The following is a 13,129-nucleotide window of genomic DNA, read 5'->3' as shown; positions in this document are numbered from 1 at the left end:
CGTTCCTTCAGGGCAGATTGCAAGGTACGCAGCATGGCCAAAGCAACAAGGCCCGGTCAATGCGCTGGCGCACTGAAACGGGCCTTGGTTTAGATCGATACGCGTAGCGCTTATGCCGTTAAACCGGGGTCAGCGGGAAGAACCACGGAATCACGAAACTGGCGACCACCCACAGCAGCAGGTTGAGCGGGATGCCGACCTTCATAAAGTCGGTAAAGCGATAGCCGCCGGCGTTGTACACGAAGGTGTTGGTTTGATAGCCGATGGGCGTGGCGAAGCTGGCGCTGGCGGCAAACATCACCGCGACCACAAAGGCACGCGGGTCGACGCCCAGGTGCTGGGCCATGCCGATGGCAATCGGGGTGACCAGCACTGCGACGGCGTTGTTGGACAGCACCTCGGTAAGGATCGAGGTGAACAGGTAGATGAATGACAGCATCAGCAGCGGCCCGGCCCAGGGCATCAAGCCCATGACGTTCTCGACCATCAGCTTGACCAGGCCGACTTTATCCATGGCGATGCTGATGGCGAGCATGCCGAAGATCAGGCTAAGGATCTTCCAGTCCACCGCTTTGTAGGCGTCTTCCACGTCCAGGCAACGAGTAGCCAGCACGGTTACTGCGCCGATGATCGCCAGGCCCTCGATGGGCATCACGCCGAAGGCCGCCAGCAGCATGACCGCCATGGTGGCGATGATCGCAATTGGCGCCTTGTCGCGGCGGAAGGCGCGTTCCTGCACGGCGTTCAGGCTGATCAGCTCGCCGTTGTCGGCAAAGCGTTTGATTTGTGCTGGCGTGCCCTCTACCAGCATCACGTCGCCGAACTGCAGCTCGAAATCGTCGAGGTTGCCTTGGATGTTTTCATCCTGACGGTGCACGGCCACCACGGCAATGCCGTAGCGCGCGGTGAGGTCGAGGTCGCGCATGGGGCGGTGGCTGTAGCGCGAGTTACGCCCGACGATGGCCTCGGCGAGGATCACGTCATGGCTGCTGATGGTTTCGAAGGCGTCGCTGCGGTTGAGCGTCAGGTGGCCGGTGCCGCGCAGTTCCACCACGTCTTTGACTTGGCCGTGGAGCACCAGGCGGTCGCCGCTGGCCAGTAAGGTGTCGGTGCCTGGCGCGGTGAGCTCTTGCTCTTCGCGAAACAGCTTGAGCACCTGCAGGCCGCTGCCGCCATTGAGGTTGGCTTCGTGCAGGGATTTACCGATCACCGGCGAATCGTGTGGCACCAGCAATTCGGTCATAAAGGTGCGGTCGAGGTCCGGGCGTAATTGCTTGGACAGCGTTTCGCGTTCCGGCAACAGGTGGCGGCCGATGGTCAGCAGGTAGAGCATGCCCACCGTCGCCAGGATCAGCCCGGCACCGGTAATTTCAAACATACCAAAAGGCTCAAGGCCCGCCTTGCGCGCCACACCGTCGACCAGAATGTTGGTTGAGGTGCCGATCATGGTCAGCGTGCCGCCGAGGATGGTGGCGTAAGACAGCGGAATCAGCAGCTTCGACGGCAGCGTGCCAGCGCGTCGCGCCAGGGAAATTGCCACTGGGGTGAGAATGGCCACCACCGGGGTGTTATTGAGAAAGGCGGAAATCACCAGGGCGGTCACGGTCAGGCCAGTGAGCACGCGGATCGGGCTGGTGCCGACTAAATTGCCCAGCCAGTTGCCCAGGGCATCGATGCAGCCGGTGCGTTCCAGCGCGGCGGAGAGCACGAACATGCAGGCGATGGTCACCGGCGCCGAGTTGCTCAGCACGCTGAGCACTTCCCCCGGCGTCAGCAGCTGGGTAATCAGCAGTGCTGCCACGGCGATGGCCGCGACGATGTCCGGGCTCCACTTCTCGCGCACAAAGGCGTACAGCACCCAAACCAGCAAGGCACCGACAAACAGTAAGGGCAGGGGGAGAGGGTCCCAGAACATGAACATCCTTAGCGTGCGAATCTCGTATGAGGTATCGGGCGCGGCGAATCCAGACGGCGCGGCCACGCAAGGCGGAGAAGATAAGGCTTGCTGCTTAGAGAGTCTAAGAATGTTTGGAAAGGTTTATATGCCTTTTCGGTTTAATAGATAAGGCAGTTTTATGGACGCAGGGCGCTCTTCGAAGGCCGTGTGGCAGTGGCTCTAGCGGCGGTTTTCGCAGCTAAAGCCCCCATGTCTGGCGACGACAAACAGCATTTAGGGTGGATGGCGCTCTATCCATTTATTGGGGCAGTGGGTGGATGAAAAAGGCGTCATCCACCCTACGGCTCTGTTCAGGAGGAGCAGCTGATTTCCAGGTGCTTGCCCCACTCCGGCGGGCGCTGGGCGTAGCGTTCGAAGCCGGGCTGCTCATCGAAGGGTTGCGATAACACCTGATGCAGTTCGCGCACCGGGGCGTAGTCGCCCTGTTCGGCGGCTTCGATCACTTGCTGCGCCAGGTAATTACGCAGAATGTACTTGGGGTTGGCGGCGTGCATGCGGGTGCGCCGCTGCTGCTGATCGTCGTCATCGCCCGCGCTGCGCGCCAGGTAGTCGGCGGCCCAGGCGTCGAAGCCGGCGAGGTCGGTAAAGTCGTCACGCAGGTGCGCCACGGCCTGCACCGCCGGGCTGTCGCCGAGTTCGCGAAAGAACAGGGTGTAATCCACTGCGCTGCTTTGCATCAGTTGCAGCAGGCGTTGCACCAGCGATTCGTCGCCGTCATCGGCGCTGAGCAGGCCCAGACGTTTGCGCATCAGGTCGAGGTAATGCGCCTGATACAACGGCAGGAACAAGCCAAGGTATTCGCGCAGCGCCTCTATCTCCACCAGTGGCACCAACGCCTGGCCAAGGGCGGCGAGGTTCCACTGGGCAATGGGCACCTGATTGCTGAACGAGTAACGGCCAGTGTCATCGGAGTGGTTGCAGATGTGGTTGGCGTCGAAGTCATCGAGGAAGGCATAAGGGCCGTAATCGAAGGTGATGCCGAGGATCGACATGTTGTCGGTGTTCATCACACCATGGCAGAAGCCATAGGCCTGCCAGTAGGCGATCATCGCGGCGTTGCGTTCGATGATTTCGCGGAACATCGCCAGGTACGGCTGCTCCTGCTGCGCGCAGTCGGCGTAGTGGTTGTGCAGCACGTGCTCGGCCAGCTGTTTGAGTGACTCATGCTGGCGGGTGTAATAAAAGAATTCGAAGTGGCCGAAACGCACATGGCTGGGCGCCAGGCGCAACACCATCGCCGCAGTTTCCTGCTTCTCGCGCCACACCGGGGTGCTGGAGCCGGTCACGCACAGCGCTCGCGAGCTGGGGATGCCAAGGGCGTGCAGGTGTTCGCTGGCGAGAAACTCGCGGATCGAGGAACGCAGCACCGCACGGCCGTCGCCTGAGCGTGAGTAGGGCGTTTGTCCGGCGCCTTTGAGGTGCAGGTCCCAGTACTCGCCAGCCTCGTTGACCACCTCGCCCAGCAGCAGGCCGCGACCATCGCCCAGGCGCGGGTTATAGCCGCCGAACTGGTGCCCGGAATAGACCATGGCGCGCGGCTCGGCGATGCTCCAGAGCTTGTGCCCGGTGAAAATCTGCGCGAATACCTCGCTGTCCGCCTCGCTCGGGTCCAGGTCGAGCAAGGCCATGGCCGCTGGGCTGGCCACGACCAGGCGCGGCTCGGCAATCGGCTCGGGTAGCACGTGGCTGGAAAAGGTGTCGCCAAGGCGGGCAAAACGGTTGTCGAACTGCAGCTCGATAAGCGACTTCACGGTCAAGCTCCAGCCGGGCAGGTGTGGCCCGGCAGTGGTGAGGTGGCGGCCCGCATCTGCAGGCCAGGCGGCACGTTACTGGGGATCGATTGCCGGCTTGGGTGCATCCGCGGGCAGCAGCCCCTGCTGGGCATCGGCTGCCACGGAGGCTGCAACCATTTGCCCGCTGGTCAGGTTGAGTTCCTGGCCGTGCAGGTTTTTGATCATCACATCGACCTGGTTGAAGGCCATTTCCACCCCGTGCTCGCGGAAGCTCAAGGCAATGCGTGTGAGGATTTCGTCGGTGGCGGCGTTGCGGTCGCCCAGCTCGCGGACATGGAAGCGCAGCTCGTAGTCGAAGGTGCTGGCGCTGATGGTCAGGAAGAACAGCAGCGGTGCCGGGTCGCGCAATACCCGTGGGTTTTCCTCGGCGGCCTGCATCATCAGTTGGCGCGCCAGGGTCAGATCCGACTCGTAGGCCAGGCCGATTTTTACAATGACCCGGGTCACGGTGTCATTGAGCGACCAGTTGATCAGTTGGTCGGTGACGAAGGTTTTGTTCGGCACGATGATTTCTTTGCGGTCGAAATCGGTGATGGTGGTGGCGCGAATGCGGATCTTGCTGACCGTGCCGGACAGGTTGCCGATGGTCACCACATCGCCGATGCGCACGGGGCGCTCGAACAGGATGATCAGGCCGGAGATAAAGTTGGCGAAAATCTCCTGCAAGCCAAAGCCCAGGCCCACCGATAGCGCCGCCACCAGCCACTGCAACTTGTCCCAACTGACGCCGAGGGTCGACAGGGTGATCACAAAACCGATGCCGACAATGGCGTAGGACAACAGGGTGGTGGTGGCGTAGGCGCTACCCTGGGCCAGGTTCAACCTGGAGAGCACCAGCACTTCGAGTAAGCCGGGCAGGTTGCGCCCCAATGCCACGGTGATACCAATGATGACCAGTGCGCCGAGTACATCGCTAAGGCTGATGGGCATTAGGGTGGCGGCATCGCCGGTGCCGCTGCTGTATTCATACAGGACGATGTTGTCCAGGTAGGCGAATACCGAAATCAGGTCGGCCCATACCCAGTAAAGCCCGGCGATAAAGGTGCCGAGCAGGGCCAGGCGAATCAGCCGCAGCGACTGCTGGTTGACCTGCTCGATATCCAGGGTCGGTTCCTCGACCACGGTTTCCGTGCCTTCGCCGCTGTCTTTGCTCTGCGCCAGGCGCTTAGCGGTGGCGCGTTGGTAGGCCAGGCGACGGGCCGCTACCGACAGACCTCGAACGAACGTGGCCTCGATAATCAGCCAGATCATCAGCAAGTAGAGGGTCGTGATCAGGCGCTCACTGAGCTTGAGCGCGGTGTAGTAGTAACCGAGGCCGACAGCGACGATCAGCGCCAGTGGCAGCAGGCTCAGGGCGATGCCGATGAGCATGCGGAAAGCCGATGCGTGTTCACGGGCGGGACCGGTGAGCAGCAGTTTATGCAGCAGCCACACCATCAGCGCGTAGCAGCTGAGCACCACGGCCAGGCCGATGACGTCATCGCCCAAACCGGCGGGCTGATGTTTGGCCACTGTGACCACGGCGACCAGGGCCATAACCACCAGCCCCAGCCGACGCACTTGCTGGTGCAAAAAGGCCACCTGTGGGCGGCCCCAGCGGAAGTGCAGCTCGGCCACGCCGCCGTCGGCGAGGATGCGGTACACGGTGTAGAACACCAGCCAGGCCTGTGCCATCTGGAACAGTGCTTCACCCAGGTTGACGTTCTGCCCGCGTGCGTCCATCTGCAGGGCAAAGCCGCACAGCGCCAGGAACAGTGTGCCGGGGAGGGCCAGCAGCACGTTGAGCATAATCGCCATGGGCGTGTGCAACTGGCTGTCACGCTTGAAGTGGCCGATATCCTGATGCAGCTCGCGCAGCTTGCGGTACAGGTAACCACGGCGCCACAGCAGCACCACGATCAATAGCAGCAAAGGCAGAAACAGCAACGGCCGTTCGGTCAGGCCGGCACCCAGTTGGCGCAGGTTGGCGCCCCAGGGCAGCTCGGCGATCTGCCGCTCCAGCAGGCGCGGTACCGACTTGAACCATTCCAGGTCCAGCGGCTTGTTGCTGGGGATCCAGAACATCTGCTCGTCGAGGGTGGCGCGCAGGGTGTCGGCGGTGGTTTTCAGCTGCTTCTGATTCAGTTGCAGGGTGATCGACTCGTTGAGCAGGGTGTTCAGCTCACGGTTGAGGCGGTCGATCAGCTCGCGGCGGGTGTTGATGATTTCCAGCAGATCCGCGCGCAGGACCTGGGAGTCGGCGTTGCTGTCAGCGGTGGTGAGCAGCTTTTCGACATACACGCTGGGGTTGTTGATGGCTTCGCGCTGTTGGTTAAGTTCGAACTGGTAAAGGCGCAGGTCGGCAATCTGGTCAGGCAGGCTGTTGTCGAGCTGTAAGGTCGGCAGGGCCTGTTGCTGCTTATAGAGAATGCGCGACAGCAGCAGGCTACCCTGCAGCACGCTGATCTGCTCGGCCAGGGCCTGGTCACTTTGGCTGAGGTTATCCAGTTGTTGCTTGGTCTGCAGGTTGAGGCGGGTCAGCTCATTGAGGCGGTCGGTGGCGCTCAACAGGTAGTCAGAAAGCTTCAGGTTAAGTGCGCTTTCACGGGCCAGCAGGGTGTCGCTGCCGGCTTTCTCGGCTTCACGCGATTGCTCGGCAACGGTTTGTTCGGACAGGCTGCGGCGTTTTTCGTTGATCAGGTTCTGCAGGTCGAGCAATTCCTGCTCAAGGCGTTTAATGCGCTCTTCCAGCAAGGTCCGGCGGCTGTTGCCGAGGTCTTGCAGCAGGCTGTTACCGGCCAGTTCCTGGCGGCGTAGCTGGGTTTGCGCGTCGAGCTTGGCCAGCTCGGCATTCAGTTGGTCGCGACGTTCATTGCTCAGCGGTTTGCCCGCGTCGCGGCCGCTTTTCAGGATGTTGTTGATTTCCTGGCTGCGGGTCTGGTTGCTGCTGATTTCCGCTTGCGCGCGCTCAGGGCGGGTTTGCGCCGTGATCACTAAGCTGTTGGCGTCGATGATCTGCTTTTGCCACTCGTTCAGTTGCGCGTTGCGCTCGGCCAGCAGTTGTTCGAGCTGTGGCAGCGCGCTTTTGCCATAGCGCTGGCTGACCTGGGTGGGCGGACTGTTTTTCAGCCGCTCATACTCGCGCTGGGCCTCGCCAATCAGCCGTGGCGCTTGCTGCAGTTGCTTCTCAAGGTCAGCCAGGCGCTGTTCGTTGTCGGCTTTTTCGTCCAGCAGCGCCAGGGTTTTTTCCAGCGTCTGTTTGACGGCCAGTTGCTCGGCTTCCGGCAATTTGCGATCAGCCAAGCTATCCAGGCTGCTTTGCACGTCAGCGCTCAGCGGTGGCTCAGCGGCCTGTAGTGAAGAAACGCTCAGGCAAAGCCCGAGCAGGGCAACGGCTAGATGGGTGCGCAGAGAGGGCATAGTGGCAATCGTTGGCTCGAAAAGAAGCTGAGTTTAGAGGAAGAGCCCAGGGCCTGGGCGACTGCCTTCGGGAAATTTGACGCCGACTTTGCGGATCTTGTTCCCATCTATTGCGGCCACGGTCCAGGTCAGGCCTTGCCATTCCACCTGGTCACCAATAACCGGCGAACCGCCAATCTTGTGGGCAATAAAGCGGCCCAGGTGCAACTGACCTTCGGCGCCTTCCAGTTTCAGGCCGTAGAGCGCCGCAATAGCCGCCAGCTCGGCATCGCCTTCGAGCACAAAATCACCGAAGAAGCGCAGGTCCTGGCCGCGTGCCGGCGCTTGGCTAAACAGTTTGCCGAGGGCAGTAAGGTCGTATTCATGGCCCACCACGCAAAGCAGGTCATCGGCTTCCAGGGTGGTGCTGCCGGACGGGTGCAGCAGTTCTTTACCCCGGAACAGCGCCGCAATACGTGTGCCTTCGGGCATTTTTAGCTCGCGTAGGGCAGCGCCGATGCACCATTTTTCGGCGCCTAGGCGGTAAATGAACAGCTCCCACTGGCTGGTGGGGTGGACTTCCAGGCCGGCGCGCGACACCGGTGCCGGCTCTGGCGGTACGGTCACCCGCAGTAATTTCGCGGCCCACGGCAGGCTGGTGCCCTGTAGCAGCAGCGATACCAGCACGATAAAGAACGCCACGTTGAAGAACAGTTGCGCGTTGGGCAGCCCCGCCATCAGCGGGAACACCGCCAGGATGATCGGCACCGCGCCTCGTAGCCCAACCCAAGCAATAAAGGCCCGCTCACGGTCATGGAATGCTTTGAAGGGCAGCAGGCCGATGATGATCGACAGCGGCCGGGCGAACAGGATCATCCATAGCGCCAGCCCCAGTGCGGGCAAGGCAATCGGCAGCAGCTCGTGCGGGGTAACCAGCAAACCGAGCACCAAAAACATGCCGATCTGCGCCAGCCAGGTCAGGCCGTCGAGCATATGCAGAATGCCGTGGCGCGAGCGGATTGGGCGGTTGCCCAGCAGCAGGCCGCACAGGTAGATCGACAGAATGCCGCTGCCCCCCACTGCCGTGGTGATGGCGAAGATGATCAAGCCGCCGCTGACCACCAGCAACGGGTACAAACCGTTGGCCAACTGCATCCGGTTGACCAGGTTGAGCAGCAGCCAGCCACCGCCCAGGCCAAGCAGGGCGCCAATGCCGAACTGTTGCAACAGCTGCACCAGCAGATCCCAGCTGACGCCGTTCTGGCCGCTGCCGAGCATGGCGATCAGGGTGACGGTGAGGAATACGGCCATCGGGTCGTTACTGCCCGACTCGATTTCCAGGGTGGCGCTGACCCGTTCGTTAAGGCCGCGCCCGCCGAGCAGGCTGAATACCGCGGCAGCATCGGTGGAGCCGACGATGGCGCCGATCAGCAGGCCTTCCATCCACGTCAGGTCGAACAACCAGGCCGCGGCAATGCCGGTGAGCCCGGCGGTGATCATGACCCCGACGGTGGCCAGCGACAGCGATGGCCACAAGGCCACACGAAAGCTCGACACCCGCGTACGCATACCGCCGTCGAGCAGGATGATGGCCAAGGCCAAGTTGCCGACCAGATAGGCCAATGGGTAGTTGTTGAAGATGATGCCGCCCGGGCCGTCCGTACCGGCGAGCATGCCCACGCCGAGGAAAATCACCAGAATCGGGATGCCGAAACGCGAGCCGAAGGCGCTGACCAGAATGCTCATTGCCACCAGCACGCCACCGATCAAAAACAGGTTATTGATGGTGCTGGCATCCAAGGCGCGTACTCCGTGCGGGTTGGTTGAGTGCGCCACTATGCATGGCGCGTGCCAGAGATTCTAACCGCTGCCTGAATTCATCGCTGAAAAAAAACGCCCCGCGTTTAGCAGGGCGTCAGGTTTACAGATGCGCGGGCGTGATCAGAACCAGGCGTCTTGCATGCCCAGGCAGGTGTCATCGCGGGCTTCAAGGATATCCAGATCGTGATGGCAGCTCGGCACTTCCCAGGTCAGGAAGTAGCGTGCGGCCTGCAATTTGCCTTGGTAGAAGTCGACATCAGCGGCATTGCCGCGCGCCAGGCCTTCTTCGGCGCGAATCGCTTGCTCCAGCCAGCGCCAGCCGATCACGGTATGGCCGAACACCTTGAGGTACAGCGCCGAGTTGGCCAGGCCTTCGTTGACCTTGCCGCTCATCAGGTCACCCAGCAGCGCCAGGGTCACGGTTTGCAGGCGTGCCAGCAGGTGCTCCAGCGGCTGGCGCAGGGCGGTCAGCGAGGCGTGGGTTTCGGCGCGCTGGCAGGTGCCGTGGATCAGCTTGAGCATTTGCTTGAGCGCCGCGCCGCCGTTCATCGACACCTTACGGCCCAGCAGGTCGAGGGACTGGATGCCGTGGGTGCCTTCATGGATCGGGTTGAGGCGGTTGTCGCGGTAATACTGCTCCACCGGGTAATCGCGGGTGTAGCCGTGGCCGCCGAGAATCTGGATGGCCAGCTCGTTGGCCTTGAGGCAGAACTCCGACGGCCAGGATTTGACGATCGGGGTGAGCAGGTCGAGCAGCTCCAGGGCAATGCGGCGCTCTTCCTCGGTCTCCAGGGTCAGGGTGTCGTCGAACAGCCGTGCGGCGTACAGGCCGAGGTCGAAGGAACCTTCCACGTAGGCTTTCTGGGTCAACAGCATGCGCCGCACATCGGCGTGCTCGATGATCGCCACTTGATTGCACGTGGGGTCTTTGCCATCGGGCAGGCGGCCTTGCGGGCGCTGGCGGGCGTAGTCCAGCGAGTACAGGTAGCCGGCGTAACCGAGCATCACCGCGCCCATGCCGACGCCGATGCGCGCCTCGTTCATCATCTGGAACATGTAGCTCAGGCCGTGGTGCGGTTTGCCTACCAAGTAAGCGGTGCAGTCGCCGTTATCGCCGAAGTTCAGCGCCGTGGAGGTGGTGCCGCGCCAGCCCATTTTGTGGAACAGCCCGGCCAAGACCACGTCGTTGCGTTTGCCCAGGCTGCCGTCATCGTTGACCAGAAACTTCGGCACGATAAACAGGCTGATGCCTTTCACGCCCGGCGGGGCATCCGGCAGCTTGGCCAGCACCATGTGCACGATGTTTTCCGACAGCGGGTGGTCGCCACCGGAAATGAAAATCTTGTTGCCCTTGAGCCGGTAGGTGCCGTCTTCGGCGGGTTCAGCGCGGGTGCGGATGTCCGACAGCGAGGAGCCTGCATGCGGTTCGGTCAGGGCCATGGTGCCGAAGAAACGGCCGTCGATCATCGGCTGCAGGAAGCGTTGCTTCTGCTCGGCACTGCCAAAGTTTTCGATCAGGTTGGCCGCGCCCATGGTCAGGAACGGGTACGAGGTGGTCGCCGCGTTGGCCGACTGAAAGTGCGCAAAACACGCCTGCGACAGCAGGTTGGGCAGCTGCATGCCGCCCATCTCAAACTCGCGGGTGGCGTTGAGAAAGCCGGCTTCGAGGAAGGCATCTACCGCTGGTTTCACTTCGGGGATCAGCACCGCCGCGCCGTCGACATACTCCGGCTCGTGCTCATCGTTTTTGCGGTTATGCGGGGCGAACAAGTTTTCCGCGATGCTGCGGGCGGTGTCGATGGCCGCGTCAAAGGTTTCGCGGCTGTGTTCAGCGAAACGTTCACGCTGGGTCAGGCCTTCGGCGTCCAGCACTTCATACAGCTCGAAGGCCAGGTTGCGGGAACTGAGCAGAGACTCGGACATGGGGATACCTCCGGTGGCGATGGGCCGAGTCTAAGCAGCTGCGCGCGCGCCTCCCAGCACTATCAATAAGGGTGATAACGAGCTGTTGGGCACAGGCAGTCGAGTAGGGTGGATGACGCTTTATCCATCCACCAAATCCATCCACCAAATCGCACTGGTGGATGGGTGCAGCGTCATCCACCCTACGGTTTGCAAGGTTGCGTTCGTGCTTACTGGATAAAACCCTGCGCCAGCTCGCGAGTCAGTTCGGCGGCGCTGATGGCTTTGCAGCCGCTGACATTCTGCCCCGCCCAGAGTGGCGAGAAGTCACCGCTGCCTTGGCTTTCTGCCTTACTGCGCAGCGGTGCAACAGCGGCCGTAGCCAGTGGGAAGGCGGGTGCCATCGGGCTGATTGGGCCCAACTCGCGCATCACCCGGTTGACGATGCCGCGCGCCGGACGACCGCTGAACAGGTTGGTCAGCGCCGTGTGTTGCGCGGCGGGGCTTTGCAGGGCTGCGCGGTGAATGGCGCTGGTGCTGGCCTCATCGCAGCACAGATACGCAGTGCCGACTTGCACACCCGCAGCGCCCAGCGCCATGGCCGCGCGCACTCCAGCGGCATCAGCAATTCCGCCGGCGGCAATCACCGGCAGCCTTACGGCCTGCACAATCTGCGGCAGCAGGGCGAAGGTGCCGAGCTGGCTGCTCAGCTCATCGGTGAGAAACATGCCGCGATGGCCGCCGGCTTCCAGGCCCTGGGCGATAATCGCGTCCGCGCCGTTGGCTTCAAGCCACAGCGCTTCCGCCACGGTAGTCGCCGAACTGAGCACCTTAGCTCCGCACGCTTTGACCCGTGCCAGCAGCTCAGCTGAGGGCAGACCGAAGTGGAAGCTCACCACGGCGGGGCGGAACGCCTCCAGCACATCTGCCATGTCAGCGCTGAACGGCTGGCGACCGGGGCCGCTGGCGATGCTCGCCGGATCAATCCCGAGCTCGGTGTAATAAGGGCCGAGCGCCTCGCGCCAAGCGGCCTCGCGAACGGTGTCGACGGGTGGCGGCGTGTGGCAGAAGAAATTCAGGTTGTAGGGTTTGTGGGTTTTCTCGCGCAGTAATTGCAGCTCCTTGCGTAACCCGGTGGCATCAAGCATGGCGCAGGGCAGTGAGCCGAGCGCGCCGGTATTTGATACGGCCGCGGCCAGGGCGTGCAGCTGCACGCCGGCCATGGGCGCTTGAATCAGCGGCAGTTCGATGCCCAAAAGAGCGTGCAGTGACATGTCGGTTCTCCCTAGCCAGACGGATCAGCGGCCACCGTACTGATCCACCTCGCGCATGGCAAATGCCTGCATCGGGTTGCCCTGTTAAACTGCCGGACCACAGGAGTCTGTCTAATGAACTACCGCCACGCCTTCCATGCCGGCAACCATGCCGACGTGCTGAAACATTACGTCTTGAGCCGCCTAATTGCCTTGCTCTCACGCAAGGAAGCGCCGTTCGCTTACCTCGACAGCCATGCCGGTATCGGCCTGTATGACCTGCGCGGCGATCAAGCCAGCCGCACCGGCGAGTGGCTGGAGGGCATCGCCCGCCTTTGGCAAGCCACCGACGTACCCGACCCGCTGCAGGATTACCTGGAAGTGATCCGCGCGATGAACCCGGATGGCGAACTGCGCCACTATCCGGGCTCACCGGAATTGGCACGCTTGCTGACCCGCGAGCAGGACCGTCTGCACCTCAATGAGAAACACCCAGAGGACGGTCAGCTGCTTAAGGAAAACATGCGCGGCGACCGCCGCGTGGCGGTGCACCTGGGCGAAGGCTGGCATGTGCCGCGCGCCCTGCTGCCGACCCGTGAGAAGCGCGCCCTGCTGCTGATCGATCCGCCGTTCGAGCAGGTCGATGAAATGGAGCGCTGCGCCCAATCGCTGAGCGAAGCCATCAGCCGCATGCGTCAGGCGGTGGTGGCGATCTGGTACCCGATCAAGGACCTGCGTCAGCTGCGCCGCTTCTACAGCGACCTGCAAAAAAGCAAAGCGCCCAAGCTGCTGCGCGTCGAACTCTATGTGCACTCCACCGATGAGCCGACGCGCTTGAATGGCTCCGGCTTGGTCATCAGCAACCCGCCATGGGGGTTGGAGGATGAGCTCAAGCAGATTCTGCCCTGGTTGGCCAAACTGCTCGGACAGACCCAGGGCGGCTGGCGGATGGATTGGCTGATTGAGGAAAAAACCGCCTAAGCCCTGCCTGCAAAGGCCCGGTCGTCTGACCTCTCGCCACATCG

7 protein-coding genes are annotated in these 13,129 nt (G+C 62.3%); 1 reads left to right on the top strand and 6 read right to left on the bottom strand.

Going from position 1 to position 13,129, the window contains the following annotated elements:
• Window positions 1-118: 118 nt before the first annotated feature.
• From AC0J6G_RS14455 to AC0J6G_RS14430, 6 genes are all read right to left on the bottom strand, one after another.
• On the bottom strand, window positions 119-1,915 hold the full coding sequence (locus AC0J6G_RS14455) for an SLC13 family permease (protein ID WP_475248818.1): 1,797 nt from the start codon (window positions 1,913-1,915) through the stop codon (window positions 119-121).
• A gap of 332 nt (window positions 1,916-2,247) precedes the next feature.
• Complete coding sequence (selO, locus tag AC0J6G_RS14450) at window positions 2,248-3,708, bottom strand: protein adenylyltransferase SelO (protein ID WP_475248816.1); 1,461 nt, start codon at window positions 3,706-3,708, stop codon at window positions 2,248-2,250.
• A gap of 75 nt (window positions 3,709-3,783) precedes the next feature.
• Window positions 3,784-7,149: a mechanosensitive channel MscK gene (mscK, locus tag AC0J6G_RS14445; protein WP_475248814.1), complete on the bottom strand. Its 3,366-nt coding sequence runs from the start codon at window positions 7,147-7,149 to the stop codon at window positions 3,784-3,786.
• 33 nt (window positions 7,150-7,182) lie between these two features.
• Window positions 7,183-8,928: a potassium/proton antiporter gene (locus tag AC0J6G_RS14440; protein WP_475248812.1), complete on the bottom strand. Its 1,746-nt coding sequence runs from the start codon at window positions 8,926-8,928 to the stop codon at window positions 7,183-7,185.
• Between the two features lie 141 nt (window positions 8,929-9,069).
• The gene (locus tag AC0J6G_RS14435; protein WP_475248810.1) at window positions 9,070-10,872 is read right to left on the bottom strand and encodes an acyl-CoA dehydrogenase; all 1,803 of its coding nucleotides are present in this window, start codon (window positions 10,870-10,872) and stop codon (window positions 9,070-9,072) included.
• A 209-nt stretch (window positions 10,873-11,081) separates the two neighbouring features.
• The gene (locus tag AC0J6G_RS14430) at window positions 11,082-12,125 is read right to left on the bottom strand and encodes an NAD(P)H-dependent flavin oxidoreductase (RefSeq protein ID WP_475248808.1); all 1,044 of its coding nucleotides are present in this window, start codon (window positions 12,123-12,125) and stop codon (window positions 11,082-11,084) included.
• Window positions 12,126-12,239: 114 nt separating this feature from the next.
• On the opposite strand from AC0J6G_RS14430, the gene AC0J6G_RS14425 reads away from it, so the two are divergent.
• Entirely contained in the window at window positions 12,240-13,085 is an 846-nt protein-coding gene (locus AC0J6G_RS14425) for a 23S rRNA (adenine(2030)-N(6))-methyltransferase RlmJ (RefSeq protein ID WP_475248806.1), read from the top strand.
• Window positions 13,086-13,129: the final 44 nt, after the last annotated feature.

The organism is Pseudomonas sp. TS_SC_3 (assembly GCF_056156225.1).
Note: the sequence above shows the minus strand (reverse complement) of the source record. Positions and strands in the feature narration are given on the sequence as shown.